Raw genomic sequence first — 19,651 nt, 5'->3', positions numbered from 1 at the left:
CGTGTCTCCTGGAGCTCAATGAGCCGAGACTTTTTGTTATGAATACATGGGGCGAGATAAAAACAGAAAAAATAAATTTTGTATACAACAACCTGACCTGCAAGTCAGATAGCCCGCCAGAGCCCAGGCCACAAGCCTTGAGCGCCGCGCAAAGCCGGTGCTACCATCCCGGCGCAGCCCAGCGACGGGCGTTCGACAAAAGCAAAGAGGCTTATGACCAGTATTCGCGAGCGTAACAGAGAGCTGATTTTACGCGCAGCCAGCGAGGAGTTCGCCGACAAGGGCTTTGCTGCCAGTAAAACCAGCGATATCGCCGCCAAGGCTGGGGTACCCAAGCCCAACGTCTACTACTACTTCAAGTCGAAAGAAAACCTCTACCGCGAAGTGCTCGAAAGCATTATCGAGCCGCTGCTGGAAGCCTCCGCGCCATTCAACCAGCCGGGCAAACCGGCCGACGTACTGCGCGCTTATATCCGCTCGAAAATCCGCATCTCCCGCGAGCTGCCGTTTGCCTCCAAGGTATTCGCCAGCGAAATCATGCACGGCGCACCGCACCTGTCTGCCGACCAGACTGCGCAACTGAACGCGCAGGCCAAACACAATATTTCCTGCATCCAGGGCTGGATCGACCAGGGCCTGATGGCCAAGGTTGACCCGCATCACCTGCTATTCAGCATTTGGGCTGCGACCCAGACCTACGCCGACTTCGATTGGCAGATCTCCACCGTCACCGGCAAAACCAGCCTGGACGAAGCCGACTATGAAGCTGCCGCGCAGACCATCATTCGTCTGGTGATCAAAGGCTGCGAGATCGACGAAGCCCAACCCAGCCCGTCCGAGCAGGTCACCAACGCCTAAGCCCTGCCCTTGGTTTAAGGCCGCAATAAATAAAAACGGTGAATGCCGCAAAGCATTCACCGTTTTTTATTGCCTGAAACCACTGTGGGAGGCGCTTTAGCGGCGCGCTTTTATGCGCAGTTGTCGCGGCTGAAGCCCCTCCCACAAGCCGTGCACTGTCAGGCGGCGATACCCGCGTCCGCCTTAAGCCCCACCGACTCAACAGCGCTCACCCCGCACTGCTCATCGATATCCGACGTATCACCGGTGATGCCCACTGCGCCAATCACCTCGCCGCGCTCATCACGAATCAGCACACCACCCGGTGCCGGCACCAGCTGACCGTCTGCCAGGTTGTTTACCGCGCCGATAAACGCTGGGCGCTGCTGCGCGTCGGCAGCGATCAGCCGCGAACCCTTGCCCAGAGCCAACGCCCCCCAGGCCTTGCCGATGGCAATTTGCGGGCGTAGCAGGCTGGCGCCGTCTTCGCGCTGCAGGCTGATCAGATGTCCGCCGGCATCCAGTACGGCCACGGTCAGCGGTGCGGCGGAAATTTCCCGGCCGACCGCCAGGGCGCGATTACTGATGGTGGTGGCGATTTGCAGATTCAACGTACTCATCTTGGGTCTTCCTCAATGCTGATAAATCCAACGAAACACCCAGTGCTGCGCTGCCTGCAGGGCGATTGACAGCAACCGGGCAATCCAAAGCTCGACACCACTATCCCACCAGAAACAAAAAACTCAATAGACGAATACAATAGAAGCATCACTTGTATACATTTATTCAAGATATTTTCCGCACAAAATCAAGCAACCCAGCTAAAACGCTTGTTTTAAAAGATTTTTTACCAGGCAACGCCTCGACGACAAAACGTGTTGACCAGAAGGTCAGGCCATGAATAGAATCCAAGCCAGCTTTTTTGTATACAATCTGATAACAAACGAGGCACAAGACAATGGCCAAAATGAGAGCAATCGAGGCCGCCGTACTGGTGATGCGCCGCGAAGGCGTTGACACTGCGTTCGGCATCCCCGGCGCCGCCATCAACCCCCTGTACGCTGCACTGAAAAAAGTCGGCGGTATCGACCACGTCCTGGCTCGCCACGTCGAAGGTGCCTCGCACATGGCTGAGGGTTACACCCGCACCCATGCCGGCAATATCGGCGTGTGCATCGGCACCTCCGGCCCTGCGGGCACCGATATGGTGACCGGCCTGTACTCGGCATCGGCCGACTCCATCCCGATTCTGTGCATCACCGGCCAAGCGCCGCGTGCCCGCATGCACAAGGAAGACTTCCAGGCCGTCGACATCACCAGCATCGTCAAGCCGGTGACCAAGTGGGCCACTACCGTGATGGAGCCAGGCCAAGTGCCGCGCGCCTTCCAGAGAGCCTTTTATGAAATGCGCAGCGGTCGTCCAGGCCCCGTACTGATCGACTTGCCGTTCGACGTCCAGATGGCCGAGATCGAATTCGATATCGACGCCTACGAGCCACTGCCGTTGGCCAAGCCGGCTGCCAACCGGGTGCAGGCGGAAAAAGCCATCGCCATGCTCAACGACGCCGAGCGCCCGTTGCTGGTTGCCGGTGGCGGTATTTTCAATGCCGACGCCGCCGACAAGCTGGTGGAGTTCGCCGAACTGACCGGCGTGCCGGTAGTACCGACCTTGATGGGTTGGGGCGTGATCCCGGATGACCACAAGCTGATGGTCGGCATGGTCGGTCTGCAGACCTCACACCGTTACGGCAACGCCACCCTGCTGGCTTCCGACCTGGTGTTCGGTATCGGTAACCGCTGGGCCAACCGCCATACCGGCTCGGTTGAGGTCTACACCGAAGGCCGCACGTTCATTCACGTCGACATCGAACCGACGCAGATTGGCCGTGTATTCAACCCGGACCTGGGCATCGTGTCCGATGCAGGCTCGGCGCTGGACGCGTTCCTGGAAGTGGCCCGCGAGTGGAAAGCCGCCGGCAAACTGAAAGATCGCAGCGCCTGGCTGGACAGCTGCCGCGAGCGCAAGCGCACCCTGCAGCGCAAGACCCACTTCGACAACGTGCCGGCCAAGCCGCAGCGCGTCTATGAAGAGATGAACGAAGCGTTCGGCAAGGACACCTGCTACGTCACCACCATCGGTCTGTCGCAAATCGCCGGTGCGCAGTTCCTCCACGTCTACAAGCCGCGTCACTGGATCAACTGTGGCCAGGCCGGCCCGCTGGGTTGGACCATTCCGGCAGCGCTGGGTGTGGTCAAGGCCGACCCGACCCGCAAGGTCGTGGCGTTGTCTGGCGACTATGACTTCCAGTTCATGATCGAAGAACTGGCGGTGGGTGCGCAGTTCAACCTGCCGTACATCCACGTGCTGGTGAACAACTCCTACCTGGGGCTGATCCGTCAGGCGCAACGCGGCTTCGAGATCGACTACTGCGTACAGCTGGCGTTCGAGAACATCAACGCGCCGGAAATCAACGGTTACGGTGTTGACCACGTTGCCGTGGTGGAAGGCCTGGGCTGTAAGGCTATCCGCGTGTTTGACCCGAACGAACTGCAAAACGCCTTTGCCGAAGCCAAGCGCCTGATGGCCGAGCACCGCGTACCGGTGGTGGTGGAAATTATCCTGGAGCGTGTCACCAACATCTCCATGGGTACCGAAATCAACGCCGTCAACGAGTTCGAAGAACTGGCCGAGCGCGGCGTCGACGCCCCGACTGCCATCTCGCTGCTCGACTAAATCGCCTTCTGAACCAGCAGCCCGGATGCTTTATCCGGGCTGCGCAAGACAAGGAGCACACCATGCCCCGTTTTGCCGCCAACCTGTCCATGCTGTTCACCGAAGTGGACTTTCTGGACCGTTTCGACGCTGCCGCAGCCGCAGGCTTCAGCGGTGTCGAATACCTGTTTCCCTATGATTGTCCGGCTGAAGTGATCAAGGCGCGCCTGGATGCCAACCGTCTGGAGCAGGTGCTGTTCAACCTGCCCGCCGGCGATTGGGCCAAGGGCGAGCGTGGTATCGCCTGCCACCCCGACCGCGTTGAAGAGTTCCGCGCCGGTGTCGATAAGGCCATCGCCTACGCCAAGGTGCTGGGCAACAAACAGATCAACTGCCTGGCCGGTATCCGTCCGCAGGGTCTTGATTGCGCCACCGTCGAGCAGACCTTTGTCGACAACCTCAAGTTTGCCGCTGGCAAGCTCGAAGCCGCGGGCATCAAGCTGGTCATGGAAATGATCAACACCCGCGACATTCCCGGCTTCTACCTGAACACCACGAAGCAGGCGCTGGCCATTCGCGACAAGGTCGATAGCAGCAACCTGTACCTGCAATACGACATCTACCACATGCAAATCATGGAAGGTGACCTGGCGCGTACCGTCGAGGCCAATCTGTCTGTGATCAACCATGTGCAGTTGGCCGACAACCCGGGCCGCAACGAGCCGGGCACGGGCGAGATCAACTACCGCTTCCTCTTCGAGCACCTGGACCGCATCGGCTACCAGGGCTGGATCGGCTGTGAATACAAGCCGGCAACCACCACCGCTGCCGGCCTCGGCTGGATGAAAGCGCACAACGCAACCTGAATCAGAGGATAGTTCTCATGGCAAAAATCGGATTTATCGGCACCGGCATCATGGGCAAGCCTATGGCGCAGAACCTGCAAAAAGCCGGGCACACCCTGTTCTTCTCCGAGCACTTCGACAAGGCGCCGGCCGACCTGTTGGGCGACAACGGCATCGGCCTGGCCAACCCACGCGAAGTGGCGCAGGAAGCCGAATTCATCATCATCATGGTGCCGGATACCCCTCAGGTTGAAGACGTACTGTTCCGCGAAGACGGCGTTGCCGCAGGCGTGGGCGCTGGCAAGGTGGTGATCGACATGAGCTCGATCTCCCCTACCGCCACCAAGCAGTTCGCCGAGAAGATCAAAGCCACTGGCGCTTCCTACCTCGACGCGCCGGTATCCGGCGGTGAAGTCGGTGCCAAGGCGGCCACCCTGTCGATCATGATCGGCGGCTGCCCGAATGCCTTCGAACGCGCGCTGCCGCTGTTCCAGGCCATGGGCAAGAACATCACCCGCGTTGGCGGTAACGGGGACGGTCAGACCGCCAAGGTCGCCAACCAGATCATCGTTGCTTTGAACATCCAGGCTGTGGCTGAAGCCCTGCTGTTCGCCGCCAAGAATGGCGCCGATCCAGCCAAGGTGCGTGAAGCGCTGATGGGCGGTTTCGCCGGTTCGAAGATCCTTGAAGTGCACGGTGAGCGCATGATCAAAGGCACCTTCGACCCAGGCTTCCGCATCAGCCTGCACCAGAAGGACCTCAACCTGGCCTTGGCCGGCGCGCGCGAACTGGGCCTTAACCTGCCCAACACCGCCAACGCCCAGCAAGTGTTCAGCACCTGTGCGGCCATCGGCGGCAGCAACTGGGATCACTCGGCGTTGATCAAAGGCCTGGAACATATGGCCAACTTCAACATCCGTGGTGAGTAAGCAGCACCGTAGGATGGGTTGAGCCTGCGATACCCATCGGAGGAACAACACCACGTGATGGGTATCGCTTCGCTCAACCCATCCTACACAACCCTTTCGATCTGCCCGGCAGGCGGTGTCACGGCCTGCCGGCCGGGTGGGTCGATTCCAGTGCGCAGCGTCTTTCCCCAGGGCGCTGCGCACTAGAATCGAACGTGCTCAGCAATAAGAATTTGCTCCGGCCCTATCAAGAGAGATCGCCATGTCCATCGATCCGTCTTTCAATCCAACGTCTCTGCTGCGCGAACTGTTCGCCAGCGCCATCGACGCCGCCCACCCGCGGCAAGTTCTGGCTGACTACCTGCCGGCAGATCGCAGCGGCCGCGTTATCGTGATCGGTGCCGGCAAAGCCGCCGCGGCCATGGCCGAAGTGATTGAGCAGGAATGGCAAGGCGACGTCTCTGGCCTGGTGGTCACCCGTTACGAGCACGGCGCCAACTGCAAAAAAATCGAAGTGGTAGAAGCCGCCCATCCGGTGCCGGACGACGCCGGTGAGCGCGTGGCGCGCCGCGTATTGGAGCTGGTCAGCAACCTGAGCGAGTCCGACCGGGTGATCTTTCTGCTGTCCGGCGGCGGCTCTTCCCTGCTCGCCCTGCCCGCCGAAGGCATCAGCCTGAAAGACAAGCAGGCGGTTAACAAAGCCCTGCTCAAATCCGGCGCCTCGATTGGCGAAATGAACTGCGTGCGCAAGCACCTTTCTGCCATCAAGGGCGGCCGCCTGGCCAAGGCCAGCTGGCCAGCCAGCGTCTACACCTACGCAATTTCCGATGTGCCGGGCGATGAAGCCACGGTGATCGCCTCCGGCCCAACCGTGGCCGACCCGACCACCTCCGCCGAAGCCCTGGCGATCCTCGCGCGCTACAGCATCGATATCCCAGCCAATGTGCGTAGCTGGCTGCAGAACCCGGCCTCGGAAACCGTCAAGCCGGGCGATCCGTGCCTGGCGCGCAGCCACTTCCAGCTAATCGCCCGGCCGCAGCAATCCCTCGACGCCGCGGCCGCCAAGGCCCACGCCGCCGGTTTGCCGACGCTGATCCTCGGTGATCTGGAAGGCGAATCGCGGGAAGTCGCCAAGGTGCACGCCGGCATCGCCAAACAGGTGCGCCTGCATGGTCAACCAATCAAAGCGCCCTGCGTGATTCTCTCCGGCGGCGAAACCACGGTGACCGTGCGCGGCAATGGCCGTGGCGGACGCAACGCCGAATTTCTCTTAAGCCTGAGCGACAGTCTCAAAGGCATGCCCGGCATCTATGCACTGGCCGGCGACACCGACGGCATCGACGGTTCGGAAGACAACGCCGGGGCCATTATGACCCCCGACAGCTACGCCCGCGCCGCGGCGCTGGGGCTAAGCAGCCGCGATGAGCTGGATAACAACAACGGCTACGGCTACTTCGCCGCCCTTGATCAACTGATCGTCACCGGGCCGACGCGTACCAACGTCAACGATTTTCGCGCCATTCTGATTTTAGGGTCTGTTGACGTTTCGCTCGCGGCCGCGCCGGAGCCAGTTTTTGCGCGGGGCAAGGCATGAGGAGAGAAGTTTGGCCATTCCAAATGAACGACGAATAACGCAGTACCGCGCAAAAACTGGCCCGGCCCTCCGGGTTGCGCGGCAAATGACGCCATGCGGCGTTGCGAGACTTGGCAAGGGAACAACCATTGCCTGCGTCCCGCGCCTTGCCTGGCGTCATTTGGCGCAGCAACGCGGCTCGCGCCGAAACGTCAACAGACCCTAGGGACCCCTGCCCAATGAACGCCAACAAGAAAGTAAAAATCCTCGCCACCCTTGGCCCCGCGATCAAAACCATCGATGACATCCGCCAGCTGGTGGAGGCCGGGGTCAACCTGTTCCGCCTCAACTTCAGCCACGGCGAACACGCCGACCACGCCCAGCGCTTCGACTGGGTGCGTGAAGTCGAGCAGCAGCTGAACACCCCAATCGGCATCCTCATGGACCTGCAAGGGCCGAAGCTGCGCGTCGGCCGTTTTGCCGAGGGCAAGGTCAACCTGCAACGCGGCCAGACCCTGCGCCTGGACCTCGACAGCACCCCGGGTGACGTCAATCGGGTCAACCTGCCCCACCCGGAAATCATCGAAGCGCTGCAGCCGGGCATGAGTCTGTTGCTCGACGATGGCCGCCTGCGCCTGCAAGTCACCGCCAAGCACAGCGATGCGGTAATCACCGAGGTGATCGCCGGTGGCGAGCTGTCCGACCGTAAGGGCGTCAACGTGCCGGAAGCCGTGCTGCAACTGAGCCCGCTGACCGAGAAAGACCGCCGCGACCTGAGCTTCGGCCTGGAGCTGGGCGTGGACTGGGTGGCGCTGTCGTTTGTGCAGCGCCCGGAAGACATTGTCGAAGCCCGTCAGCTGATCGGTGATCGCGCCTTCCTGATGGCCAAGATCGAGAAGCCGTCTGCGGTGATTCACCTCGAAGCGATCACCCAGCTGTGCGACGCAATCATGGTCGCCCGTGGCGACCTGGGCGTGGAAGTGCCGGCCGAGAACGTGCCGCGCATCCAGCGCGACATCATCCGCACCTGCCGCCAGCTCGGTAAGCCGGTGGTGGTGGCCACGCAGATGCTCGAGTCCATGCGCTTCTCCCCTGCACCGACTCGCGCCGAAGTTACCGACGTGGCCAACGCCGTGGCCGAAGGCGCCGATGCAGTCATGCTCTCGGCGGAAACCGCCTCCGGCGACTACCCGCTGGAAGCCGTGCAGATGATGAGTAAGATCATCCGCCAGGTGGAAAACGGCCCGGACTTCCAGGCCCAACTCGACGTCAGCCGCCCGCAGGCCGAAGCCACTGCCTCGGATGCAATCAGCTGCGCGATCCGCCGCATCAGCAGCATCCTGCCGGTGGCCGTGCTGGTGAACTACACCGAGTCGGGCAACTCCAGCCTGCGCGCTTCACGCGAGCGGCCGAAAGCGCCGATCCTCAGCCTGACGCCGAGCCTGGAAACCGCGCGACGCCTGAGCGTGGCGTGGGGTGTGTATTCGGTGGTCAATGCACGCCTGAGCAAGGTCGAGGAAGTCACCCGCACGGCCCTGGAAACCGCCCGCAGCGCAGGCCTGGCCAACACCGGCGACACCGTGGTGATCACTGCTGGCGAGCCGTTCGGTCAACCGGGCAGCACCAACAGCCTGCGGATTGAAATCCTGCATTAAACAGCTACAGGTTCGTAGGGTCCCACGCTGGCTTTGCCAGTTTTGCAGGCACTCACTGTTCCCGCGGCGAGTGCCTCTTTTTATTACCAGCCCCGGTGATTGTTTATTCAGGTTCGTCTGTATGTCGCCATTACCGCTCACCACCCACGCCTTGCAGGGGTTTCGCACCCTGCTCAACGGTTTTAGCCAGATCTTTCTGCAAGCCCATCCCGGCTGCGGCTTGCTGGTGCTCCTGGCGATTGCGATCGGCGCACCACAGCTACTCGGCGGCGCCCTGCTCGGTGGTCTCAGCAGCACCCTGACGGCGCAGCGTCGCGGTTATACCAAAGCCGACATCGAACTCGGTTTGTACGGCTACAACGGGGTTATGCTGGGCATGCTGATCAGCCTGCAGTTCGCCTGGTCAGCGCTGTTGCCGCTGCTGATCATCGTCAGCGCCGGAGCCTCAAGCCTGCTGCTGAGCGCCTGGATGCGGCGCATGCGCGAACGACAGTGGCTGCCTGCATTCACCTTCCCTTTTGTCGGCCTGAGCTGGCTGCTGCTGTGGCTGGCACCTGTTCTGCAGCTTGATCTGACACACGCCGTAGCAAGTAATGCACAACCACTGGACTGGTGGGCCAGCCTGATCGCCATGGCGCGCGGCTTGGGCCAGGTGATTTTCCTCGATCATCCACTGGCCGGCGTCGGCCTGTTACTTGGCCTGCTTCTGGCGGATCGACGCGCCGCCTGCTGGGCACTGCTCGGCTCAATGGGCGGACTGGCGCTGGCGTTGTACCAGGGGTTGCCACAGCACAGCGCCCTCACCGGCCTGTACGGCTATAACACCGCCCTGGCAGCCATCGCGCTCAGCCAGGTGCATCGCCGCCCTTGGCTGCCAGCCCTTGGTATCGCCCTGGCGCTGGTGTTGCAACCGGGATTCAGCGCCCTCGGCCTACCGGCGCTGACCATGCCGTTTATCCTCACCTGCTGGTTGGTCAGCGCCACCCAACGCCTGTTACGCAAAGCGGCGGCCGACTGCTCGCCGCTACCACCAACCGGCAAGGACAGGATTCATTGAAACAGAATGCCCTGAAAGGAGACTCAGCCGCGCTCGATGGGCGTCGACGTCAGCTCGAATGGGCTGTTGCTGCGCCGTTGGTTGCGGTCTTCACGTGGGGTGGCGCCAAAAAAATTGCGATAGGCGCTAGAGAAGTGCGGGCCGGAGGAGAAGCCGCAGGAAAGGCCGATCTGAATGATCGATTTGCTGGTTTGCATCAGCAATTGGCGCGCTTTATTCAGGCGCAGTTCCAGGTAGTACTGGCTGGGTACGCGGTTGAGGTATTGCTTGAAGATGCGCTCCAGCTGACGGCGCGAAACACATACGTGTTGGGCAATTTCGTCGGTGGTCAGCGGCTCTTCGATATTGGCTTCCATCAGCAGCACGGCCTGAGTCAGCTTGGGGTGGCTGGAGCCCAGACGATTCTGCAGCGGAATGCGCTGACGCTCACCGCCCTCACGGATACGCTCGACCACCAACTCTTCGGATACCGCACCGGCCAATTCAGCGCCGTGATCACGGGCCAACAAGGCCAGTAACAGGTCGAGCACGGCCAAGCCGCCACAGGCGGTCAGGCGATCACGGTCCCAATCGAACAGATGGCTGGTGGCGATCACTTTAGGGAAGCGCTCGCTGAAATCATCCTGCCAGCGCCAGTGCACCGAAGCGCGGTAGCCATCGAGCAAGCCCAGCTGCGCCAGCGGGTAGACCCCGGCGGCAATCGCACCGATCACGCAACCGCCGCGCACCAGTTGCTTGAGCGCGCCGGAGAGTGCCGCCGGCATCGGCCCTGGCGGCTCGTCGGCGAGCAGAAAGAGCTTCTGGCAGCCTTCCAGCTTACCCACCCAGGCTTCCCCTGGAAGCCGCCATGCACCTTCGAGCGGTGCCTCAGCCTGCAGAAACACCAGCTCATAGACCACCTCGGGGTGGACGCGCTGGGCAACGCGCAGCGCTTCTTCCGCCAAGGCCAGGGTCAGGGGCTTGGTGTTGGGCCAAAGCAGGAAGCCAATTCGGTGGGCATTCATGGGGGGCAGTTTAGGCTCTGTTGGCGATTATGGGCATAACGTGGGTGCGTGCGGATGTTGCCGCGGGTTATTTGAGACTGCCAGAGAGGAACTGCTGCAGACGTTCGGATTGCGGATTGACCAGCACTTCTTTCGGGCAACCCCGCTCTTCCACCACACCTTTGTGGAGGAACACCAACTGATTGGAGACTTCACGGGCAAAGCCCATTTCGTGGGTCACCACCACCATGGTACGGCCTTCCTGCGCCAGGTCCTGCATGACTTTCAGTACTTCACCGACCAGCTCAGGGTCCAGCGCCGAGGTCGGCTCGTCGAACAGCATCACCTCAGGCTCCATGGCCAGGGCGCGAGCAATCGCTACACGCTGCTGCTCGCCGCCGCTCATGTGCGCCGGGTAGGCATCTTTACGATGGGCCACGCCAACCTTGTTCAGGTAGTGCTCGGCCTTTTCCAGGGCTTCCTTCTTGCTCATGCCGAGCACGTGCACCGGGGCTTCCATGACGTTTTCCAGGGCGCTCATGTGCGACCACAGGTTGAAGTGCTGGAACACCATGGACAGGCGCGAGCGCATGCGCTGCAACTGTTTGGGATCGGCCGCTTTCAGACCACCCTCCTTGTTGGCCACCAGTTTCAGCTCTTCGTTGTTGAGCAGAATCTTGCCACCGTACGGTTGTTCCAGCAGGTTGATACACCGCAGGAAGGTACTCTTGCCCGAGCCGCTGGAGCCGATGATGCTGATCACATCGCCGGCTTTGGCCGCCAGAGACACGCCTTTCAATACTTCGTGGCTGCCGTAGCGCTTGTGCAGATCCTGAACTTCAAGTTTGTACATGGTTTCCACTCTCTTGAATCAGTCGCTGAGCAAGCGACCCTGGCGAATAGGGGTACGACCGGCCACTTTGGCCAACCACAAACCGGGTTGGGCAAAGCGCAACCGCTCGCGCGCATAAAGCACACCGTCTGTGGCGGCGCAGACAGTCGTGTGGCGATCGTCCAGCGGATCGATCACTTCAAATAGGGGGTCACCGGCCAAAACCCGCGCGCCCACCGGCTGCAGAAAGCTCACCACACCGGCATGCGGGGCATAAGCGTATTGCGCCCCAGCAAACGGCGTGGCTTCGCAACATTGATCGGGTGCTGGCGACCAGTCACCGGCAATCAGGCCTTGCTCGGCAAGGAACGCCAGAATGCTTTCGGCACGGGCCTCGGCCTCGAGCTTACCGGTATCGGCCATGCCACCCAGCTCGACTGTTACCGCCAGGCATGCCGGAGGTACAGCCGCCTGAGGAAAATCCTGCGCCAGCTGAACCCAGGGCAAGGCGCAGGCCTCATCAAAGGAATTACCGCCGGAGTCCTCGACGGTCAGCGCCGCACCGGCCTGCAGGCGAGCAGCCAGGGTGCGCAGCTGTGGCCACTGTTGCGGCAGCAAGTAGAGATGCACTGCGGCGTCAAAATCACAGTGCAGGTCGAGCACCACATCGGCATCGCAGGCATGCTTCAGCAACAGGCGCTGCAAGCCTTGCAGCTCCGAGCCGGCGGGTGGCAAGGCTTCCAACGCCGCTTGCATGGCAGCGCGAATCAGCCGCACATTGCTCGGTCCGTCCTGACCCAGGCAACCGTACAACGCCGGTGCAATGGCGGCAGCCAGGTCAGGGAAATCACGGTTGAAGTTTTTCCCGCTGCCCAGCTCAAAACGCCCCTGATGGCTGGCCTGAAACATCTGTCCCAGACCAATCGGGTTGGCCACTGGCACCAGTTCGATCACCCCGGTCAACCGCCCCTGGGCTTCCAGCTCACGCAGGCGGCGCTTGAGCTCTACTGCCACGCGCATTCCAGGCAGCTCATCGGCATGCAGCGAGGCCTGGATATAGGCCTTGCATGGGCCATGGCCGAAACGAAACACACTCAAGCGGCGTTCGGTTCCGGGGCAGCCCCAGGGCAGTGAATGATCAATACGCTGCATGCTCTGTTCCTCAGGCCTTGCGCGGGGCCAGGTAGGCCAACCAGCGGCGTTCGGCCAGCTTGAACAGGCGTACGAGGATAAAGGTCAGGCACAGGTAGAACAGGCCGGCCGTGATAAATGCCTCGAACGGCAGGTAGTACTGCGAACTGACAGTGCGTGCTGCGCCGGTGATGTCGATCAGGGTGACGATCGAGGCCAGCGAGGTGGTGTGTAGCATCATGATTACTTCGTTGCTGTACTGCGGCAGTGCGCGGCGCAGCGCCGACGGCAGCAGGATTCGGCGGTACAGCTTGAAGCGCGACATGCCCATGGCCTTGGCGGCCTCGATCTCACCATGCGGTGTGGCCTTGAGGCTGCCGGCGAGAATCTCCGCGCTGTAGGCGCTGGTGTTGATGGCAAACGCCAGGCAGGCACAGAAAGTGGCACTGGAGAAATACGGCCACAGCGCACTCTCACGCACCGCCTCGAACTGGGCAAGACCGTAATAGATGAGAAACAGCTGCACCAGCATCGGCGTGCCGCGAATCACATAGGTGTAGAGCCAGGCCGGAAAGTTCACCAGCGCCGACTTGGAGACGCGCATCAAGCCCAGGGGGATGGCCAGGGCCAGGCCGCATGCCAGGGAGATCAGCAAAATTTTAAGGGTAACGCCTACCCCGCTGATGTACAGCGGCAGGTTTTCCCAGATTACGGTGTAGTCAAAAATCATCGCTACGCTCCCCGCTTACAGATCAGCGGCTTTGATGCCGACCGAGTAACGTTTTTCCAGGTAACGCAAGGCCAGCAATGACACGCTGGTCAGCACCAGGTACAAAGCCGCAACGGCCAAGTAGAAGGTGAATGGCTCGCGGGTGGCATCAGCCGCGCTTTTTGCCTTGAACATCATGTCCTGCAGACCAACCACGGAAATCAGCGCGGTGGCCTTGGTCAACACCAACCAGTTGTTGGTAAAACCGGGAATGGCGAAGCGAATCATCTGTGGCACCAGGATGCGGAAGAACACCTGCATGCCATTCATGCCATACGCCGCGCCTGCTTCAGCTTGCCCTTTGGGGATGGCCATAAAGGCGCCGCGGAAGGTCTCCGACAGGTAAGCACCAAAGATAAAGCCCATGGTGAACACGCCGGCAATAAAGGGGTTGATATCGATGTAGTCGTCATAACCGAGCAGCGGTGCGATACGGTTCACCATATCCTGGCCACCGTAGAAAATCAGCAGAATCAACACCAGGTCGGGAATCCCGCGGATCACCGTGGCGTAGGTTTCACCCAGCAGCGCCAGCCACTTGATTGGTGACAGGCGAAACGCCGCACCCACCAGACCCAATACGATGGCCACGGCCATCGAGGTCAGCGCCAGAATCAGGGTGAGCCAAGCACCCTCCAGAATGGTCGAGCCGTAGCCGTTGAGCATGCTCTGCTTACCTCATGCAAACGCCACATGGCGCCTGGGAGTACAACAAAAATAGTACCGGGAGCAATGTCACGTCGCTCCACGACAGCATGATGGGTGGTCACAAAAAAGTGGCGCAAACATGAGGTTGAAGCCAGTTTGCGCCACTTTCAGTGCAAGCGATTAAGCGAACTCAATCACTCGCCGTAGACGTTGAAGTTGAAGTACTTGTCCTGAACTTCCTTGTACTTGCCGTTGGCACGGATTGCCACAATGGCAGCACTGATCTTGTCAGCCAGGGCCTTGTCACCTTTACGCACGGCGATACCGGCGCCCATGCCGATATATTTCTCGTCGCTGAAGTCCGGGCCGACCAGGGCGAAGCCTTTACCGGCGTCAGTCTTGATAAAGCCATCGTCGATATTCACGACATCCGCAAAGGTGGCGTCCAGACGACCGGAAGCCAGGTCGAGGAAGGCTTCGTTCTGCGAGCTGTAACGTACGATCTCGATACCGGCAGGGGCAAAGATATCGGTGGCGTAACGGTCGTAGGTGGAGGCGCGCTGTACGCCGACTTTTTTGCCTTTCAGATCCACCAACGGGTCGTTGATCACGGTGCCGGCCTTCATCGCCAACTTGCCCGGGGTCTGGTAGTACTTGCCGCTGAAATCAACTGATTTCAGGCGATCTTCGGTGATGCTCATCGACGACAGTACGGCGTCAAACTTGCGTACCTTCAGGGCCGGGATCAGGCCGTCGAATTCCTGCTCGATCCACTTACATTCCACTTTCATCTCTTCGCACAGGGCGACGCCGATGTCGTAGTCGAAACCGCTGATGGCGCCTTCAGGTGTTTTGAAGGCAAACGGTGGGTACGCGGCTTCGATACCGATGCGCAGAGGCTTGGCCTCTTCAGCCATGGCCAGCGGCGACAGCATGGACAGCGCCAGTGCGCCGAGAAGTGCAATCTTCTTCATTTTGTGACTCCTTCGAATGGGAATGGCATCGGTTGGCAGAGATTGTGAGGGTGCATCCGGCCTTGCATGAATTGTAGTGAGTCACCGCCAACCTGCGCGCTGCGCATCCGCTGGACGGCCCTAGCCGGGTGAGCGGCATTCTAGCGACAGCTCGAAAGTCGATATTTCTTCAATGCGACAAGTAATTACAAAAGACCCGGACGGGTATAGCGAGGATATTGACAGCCCCTGAAAAACATGCAGAGACAGAAAAGACAGATAACCCGTTAATAAAGCAATTAGCGCGCCCAAAATCTGCAAACCCACTGATTTAGCGGTTTGCTCGACGATTCTATTTTCCAGCCCACATAAATCACCGCACTATTTTGGCGCAAAATGTTCCCGCACACCCCATAAAAGTGCGCACCGTTACACCCAGGTGACAGCCAACTACCCAGATGAAAATCGGTAACAGCGCACAACGCACAACGCCCTGCCCGGCTTGTGGCCGAAACAGGGCGTTGTTTACAGACAGCTGAGCGGGCTCAGGCCGCCTGCATCTCGCGGTGAGTGTCGATAAGGTGCTGCACCACGCCAGGATCGGCCAGCGTGGAGATGTCGCCGAGTGCATCGTATTCGGCGGTGGCGATCTTGCGCAGGATGCGGCGCATGATCTTGCCCGAGCGGGTTTTCGGCAGGCCAGGGGCCCACTGAATCACGTCCGGCGAGGCAATCGGCCCGATTTCCTTGCGCACCCAGTTTTTCAACTCTAAGCGCAATTGTTCGGAAGGTTCTTCTCCACCATTCAAGGTGACGTAAACATAGATACCCTGCCCTTTGATATCGTGCGGCACACCGACCACAGCCGCCTCGGCGACTTTCGGGTGGGCGACCATGGCACTCTCAATTTCGGCGGTGCCCATGCGGTGGCCAGATACGTTGAGCACATCATCAACGCGACCAGTGATCCAGTAGTAACCGTCTTCGTCGCGGCGCGCACCGTCACCGGTGAAGTACATGCCTTTGAAGGTCTTGAAGTAGGTATCGACAAAGCGGTCGTGGTCACCGTACAAGGTGCGCGCCTGGCCCGGCCAGGAATCGATGATCACCAGATTACCTTCAGCCGCGCCATCGATCAGGTTGCCCAGGTTATCGACAAGTGCCGGCTGAACGCCAAAGAATGGACGGGTTGCCGAGCCCGGCTTGAGCGCGGTGGCACCGGGCAGCGGGCTAATCAGAATGCCGCCTGTTTCGGTTTGCCACCAGGTATCGACAATCGGGCAACGCTCTTTACCGACGGTTTTGTAATACCAGTTCCAGGCTTCCGGGTTGATCGGCTCACCGACCGAACCGAGCAAGCGCAGGCTGGAACCGTCAGCACCGGCTACCGCCTCCTGGCCCTGAGCCATCATGGCGCGGATCGCCGTGGGGGCGGTGTAGAGGATATTGACCTTGTGCTTGTCGATGATCTTCGACACGCGAGTAATGTCCGGGTAATTCGGAATACCTTCGAACAGCAGCGTGGTCGCACCGTTGGCCAGCGGGCCGTAGACGATATAGCTGTGACCGGTGACCCAGCCCACGTCGGCGGTGCACCAGTAGACGTCACCGGGTTTGTAGTCGAACACCCGCTCATGGGTCAGCGCGGCATACACCAAATAGCCGCCAGTGGTGTGCTGCACACCTTTCGGTTTACCGGTGGAGCCGGAGGTGTAGAGGATAAACAGGGCTTCTTCAGCGCCCATTTCTTTCGGTGCGCAGTGGCTTGAGGCCACGGCCATCAGGTCTTCGTACCAGATGTCGCGATGCTGGTTCCACTTGATCGGGCTGGCGGTGCGCTTGCAGACAATTACTTTCTGCACGCTGCTGGTTTCCGGGTTGGTCAGCGCGTCATCAACGTTGGCTTTGAGCGGGGTTTTCTTACCGCCACGCAAACCTTCGTCTGCCGTGATCACCACTTTGGACTGGCAGTCGATGATGCGGCCTGCCAATGCCTCCGGGGAGAAACCGCCAAACACCACCGAGTGGATCGCGCCAATGCGGGTACAGGCCAGCATCGCCACCACGGCCTGCGGGATCATCGGCATATAAATGGTTACGACATCGCCGCGATGAACATCCTGACCGCGCAGGGCATTGGCGAACTTGCACACTTGCTCATGCAACTGGCGGTAGGTGATTTCCTGATGTTCGGACGGGTCATCGCCTTCCCAGATGATCGCCACCTGGTCACCACGAGTTTCCAGGTGGCGGTCCAGGCAGTTGTAGGAAACGTTCAGGGTGCCATCGGCGAACCACTTGATATCAACGTGATGATCGTCGAAGGACGTCTGTTTGACCTTGGTGAACGGCTTGATCCAGTCGATACGCTTGGCCTGCTCTCGCCAGAACCCATCAGGATTGATCACCGATTGCTGGTACATGGCTTTATAGGTCGCCTCATCCGTCAGCGACTGGGCAGCCACCTCCGGGCGCACGGGATACAAGGACGCAGCACTCATCTGAAACACCTCAGTGGGTAGTTGTTGTTCTATGTGCCATTTTGTAGCCCGCGCTCTACCAGAGGGCCATTCGACCATGGTCTTAACGCTCTACGGCGATCGTGTTAGGGGTTTTAGCAGGCAAAAAGGCGACCTGAGAGGTCGCCACACACATCATTCCGGGGGAGGAATGGAGAAGCGCTTGCACCCAAGCCATTCAGGAATGGATCGCCTCAGTCTCCTCTGCACGCGCACACCGAGCCATTGCACCTTGGTCGTAGGGAACAACTAACGGGCCGCCAACTCGACAAACCAGGGTTCCAGACGCCGGCCAAAGGCTAGTTCGGCGCTAAAGCGCTTGGCATGCCCCGCTTCCGTTTGCACGTCGTATTCCTTCAGGTTGGCGAAAGTCGCATGCCAGCGCCGCGGCAGATTGAGGCTTTGCAGACCAGGCGTGTCGGCCGAACCGCCGAACTGCCAGACCCAGCGCTGCGCTTGCGGACGCGGGTCATCGCCCTCACCGGTCCATTGCGTGACCACGCTGCTGGCCTGCGCCTCAACAATCGCGCGCACGATGGCATAGCGCTGACGGTCCGGGTAACGCGCCCGCAGCACCTGCTGATCGAGCCCGACATCCACCACCAGCAAGCGACTGGCGCGCTGCTGCTCTTGCTCAAGTGCCTTGCCGGCATAGTCAGCCGCCTCGCGCAGCTCCTGGCTGTCCGGTACGGACTTGGCCAGGCGCAGCGCCTCGGCATAGGCCGCCTGGGCCAGGGCCACCTCACGCTGATAGGCCGGCCCATCCAACTCCAGCACCAGTAATGCATCGCGATCCAGCTGCCGACGGTAGCGGCGCACGCTCTCATCGTTCAACTCACCAGGCAAGGCAAACCCCAGCTCGGCCATTTTCTCGGCGCTGATCGACAAGTAGTCATGCTCGCTGTCGCGGCTGGGCCAGCGGTAATCCAGGCGCAGCGTCAGGCTGCTGTTGTCCTTGCGCCAATAGGCGTAGGTGTTGCCCAGCTCGCGCTCGCTCAGCTGCAGGCTGCTTTCCGCCGGTTCCTCGCGATTCCAGGCCGCGCCCAGCAACGCGACTGCATTGACCAGGCCGATCAGCGCTAGGCCGGCAACCAGGTAACGTAGATGGCTCATTGCCCACCTCCCAGCAGCCCATGGCGGCTGCGCAAGCGCCGCAGTAGCAAGAGAATCAGCACTGCACTCAGGCCCAGTACCAGGAAGAACAGGTACTTGGGCATGCTGTCCCACCACCAGTCGAACAGCTTGGTGTAGAGGAAGATCACAAAGAAGCTCAGACCAGTATTGACCACATCCGCCCAGCCGCGGCGCACGCCCAGCCAGATCACCAGCGCAGCCAGGATAAAGCCAGCCGACTGGTAAGCCGTCTCGATCACCTCCACCGGCCAATCCAGGTAACTGGCCGCGCCCCAGTAAGCCAGCACCAGTACAGGCAGAAACACCCCAAGCAGGCCAAATACCCGGTAGATCACGGCAAAGCCATCGAAGCGGCGTTGATCAATCAGCAGCGGCAACGCGAAGATCAGCAGCGCAGCCGGGATGAAGTTCTCCGGACGCTGGGCAAATCCCAGCCAGAAGATGCCGCCCCAACTAGCGATCCGCGCTGCGGCAAAGGCCAGCAAACAGCTGAGACCGGCCGCCAGCAGCAGCCGCGCACCGCAGGCATAGGCCAGCAGCAACCCATAAAGTGCCCAAGGCAGTAAGGCGTTATTCGATGGCGTGATATTGAATATCTGCCCGAGCATGACGATGTTCAGCACAAAGCAGGTAAAGGCCACCAACGCCGCCAGCTTGCTGAAGTAGCCCGAACTATCGAGGCGTTGCACCCATAGCGTCAAACCAAACGAAGCGATGCTCGCTGTCAGCAGAATCGCCACTTGGCTCTGAGTGCCGAACAGCCCCCAGAATTGATAAAACAGGAAAAACACACTGGCCGCCAACGCCAGCGCCCCCAGGAACGAGGCAATACGCATCCCCAGCGACAATTGCCGGGCCTGGGTGTTGTGGTCGATATCAAAGGCGGCCAGGTAGCGATTGAGCAACTGCTGCTGGTAGTCATGCAGCTTGGCACGCTGACTGTCATTCAGGCTCAGAACCTGTTCGGCCTCGAGGCGCGCCAGTTCACGGTTGAATACGCCGATCTCATCGGCGCGTTGCTGGGCATCACTGCGATTTATGTTCAGCATGGCAATCCTTGCGGCGGCACCGCTGCGTAAGCGGCCTCAGCACAC

17 protein-coding genes are annotated in these 19,651 nt (G+C 60.4%); 7 read left to right on the top strand and 10 right to left on the bottom strand.

What is annotated here, in order from left to right; translation table 11 throughout:
- Nucleotides 1-213: 213 nt before the first annotated feature.
- Nucleotides 214-858 carry a TetR/AcrR family transcriptional regulator gene (locus OU997_RS17475; RefSeq protein ID WP_108486429.1) on the top strand — a complete coding sequence of 215 codons (645 nt, stop codon included), beginning with the start codon at nt 214-216 and terminating at the stop codon, nt 856-858.
- A 158-nt stretch (nt 859-1,016) separates the two neighbouring features.
- Here OU997_RS17475 and OU997_RS17470 read toward each other — a convergent pair whose 3' ends face one another.
- A complete protein-coding gene (locus OU997_RS17470) occupies nt 1,017-1,457 on the bottom strand; it encodes a GlcG/HbpS family heme-binding protein (RefSeq protein WP_108486430.1) in 441 nt (146 codons plus the stop codon).
- Nucleotides 1,458-1,795: 338 nt separating this feature from the next.
- On the opposite strand from OU997_RS17470, the gene gcl reads away from it, so the two are divergent.
- The 6 genes from gcl (at nt 1,796) to OU997_RS17440 (ending at nt 9,588) form a co-directional block, all read left to right on the top strand.
- A complete protein-coding gene (gcl, locus tag OU997_RS17465) occupies nt 1,796-3,571 on the top strand; it encodes a glyoxylate carboligase (RefSeq protein ID WP_108486431.1) in 1,776 nt (591 codons plus the stop codon).
- 62 nt (nt 3,572-3,633) lie between these two features.
- On the top strand, nt 3,634-4,416 hold the full coding sequence (gene hyi, locus OU997_RS17460; protein WP_267807790.1) for a hydroxypyruvate isomerase: 783 nt from the start codon (nt 3,634-3,636) through the stop codon (nt 4,414-4,416).
- Between the two features lie 17 nt (nt 4,417-4,433).
- Nucleotides 4,434-5,324 carry a 2-hydroxy-3-oxopropionate reductase gene (locus tag OU997_RS17455; RefSeq protein WP_267807789.1) on the top strand — a complete coding sequence of 297 codons (891 nt, stop codon included), beginning with the start codon at nt 4,434-4,436 and terminating at the stop codon, nt 5,322-5,324.
- A gap of 241 nt (nt 5,325-5,565) precedes the next feature.
- On the top strand, nt 5,566-6,897 hold the full coding sequence (locus OU997_RS17450; RefSeq protein ID WP_267807787.1) for a glycerate kinase type-2 family protein: 1,332 nt from the start codon (nt 5,566-5,568) through the stop codon (nt 6,895-6,897).
- Nucleotides 6,898-7,115: 218 nt separating this feature from the next.
- Nucleotides 7,116-8,531, top strand: a complete 1,416-nt coding sequence (gene pyk / locus OU997_RS17445) for a pyruvate kinase (RefSeq protein ID WP_108486435.1) — start codon at nt 7,116-7,118, stop codon at nt 8,529-8,531.
- A 121-nt stretch (nt 8,532-8,652) separates the two neighbouring features.
- Complete coding sequence (locus OU997_RS17440) at nt 8,653-9,588, top strand: urea transporter (RefSeq protein WP_267807784.1); 936 nt, start codon at nt 8,653-8,655, stop codon at nt 9,586-9,588.
- Between the two features lie 23 nt (nt 9,589-9,611).
- On the opposite strand, the gene argR is transcribed toward OU997_RS17440, so the two are convergent.
- The 9 genes from argR to OU997_RS17395 form a co-directional block, all read right to left on the bottom strand.
- Nucleotides 9,612-10,592 carry a transcriptional regulator ArgR gene (gene argR / locus OU997_RS17435; protein ID WP_267807783.1) on the bottom strand — a complete coding sequence of 327 codons (981 nt, stop codon included), beginning with the start codon at nt 10,590-10,592 and terminating at the stop codon, nt 9,612-9,614.
- Between the two features lie 67 nt (nt 10,593-10,659).
- Nucleotides 10,660-11,424, bottom strand: a complete 765-nt coding sequence (locus tag OU997_RS17430) for an ABC transporter ATP-binding protein (protein WP_108486438.1) — start codon at nt 11,422-11,424, stop codon at nt 10,660-10,662.
- Nucleotides 11,425-11,442: 18 nt separating this feature from the next.
- Nucleotides 11,443-12,555 (bottom strand): succinylglutamate desuccinylase/aspartoacylase family protein, encoded by a 1,113-nt coding sequence (locus OU997_RS17425; RefSeq protein WP_267807782.1) that lies wholly within the window; start codon nt 12,553-12,555, stop codon nt 11,443-11,445.
- A 10-nt stretch (nt 12,556-12,565) separates the two neighbouring features.
- Complete coding sequence (locus OU997_RS17420; RefSeq protein ID WP_108486440.1) at nt 12,566-13,264, bottom strand: ABC transporter permease; 699 nt, start codon at nt 13,262-13,264, stop codon at nt 12,566-12,568.
- A gap of 15 nt (nt 13,265-13,279) precedes the next feature.
- Nucleotides 13,280-13,969: an ABC transporter permease gene (locus tag OU997_RS17415; RefSeq protein ID WP_108486441.1), complete on the bottom strand. Its 690-nt coding sequence runs from the start codon at nt 13,967-13,969 to the stop codon at nt 13,280-13,282.
- Nucleotides 13,970-14,145: 176 nt separating this feature from the next.
- Nucleotides 14,146-14,925 (bottom strand): ABC transporter substrate-binding protein, encoded by a 780-nt coding sequence (locus OU997_RS17410; protein ID WP_108486442.1) that lies wholly within the window; start codon nt 14,923-14,925, stop codon nt 14,146-14,148.
- 524 nt (nt 14,926-15,449) lie between these two features.
- A complete protein-coding gene (acs, locus tag OU997_RS17405; RefSeq protein ID WP_108486443.1) occupies nt 15,450-17,405 on the bottom strand; it encodes an acetate--CoA ligase in 1,956 nt (651 codons plus the stop codon).
- Between the two features lie 267 nt (nt 17,406-17,672).
- Nucleotides 17,673-18,536, bottom strand: a complete 864-nt coding sequence (locus OU997_RS17400) for a DUF4824 family protein (RefSeq protein WP_108486444.1) — start codon at nt 18,534-18,536, stop codon at nt 17,673-17,675.
- Entirely contained in the window at nt 18,533-19,606 is a 1,074-nt protein-coding gene (locus tag OU997_RS17395; RefSeq protein WP_267807780.1) for a DUF2157 domain-containing protein, read from the bottom strand. Before OU997_RS17395 ends, OU997_RS17400 begins: the two co-directional genes overlap by 4 nt.
- Nucleotides 19,607-19,651: the final 45 nt, after the last annotated feature.

The sequence above is a fragment of the Pseudomonas sp. SL4(2022) genome (genome assembly GCF_026625725.1).
Taxonomy (GTDB): Bacteria; Pseudomonadota; Gammaproteobacteria; order Pseudomonadales; family Pseudomonadaceae; genus Aquipseudomonas.
This window is presented reverse-complemented; position numbering and strand designations above follow the sequence as displayed.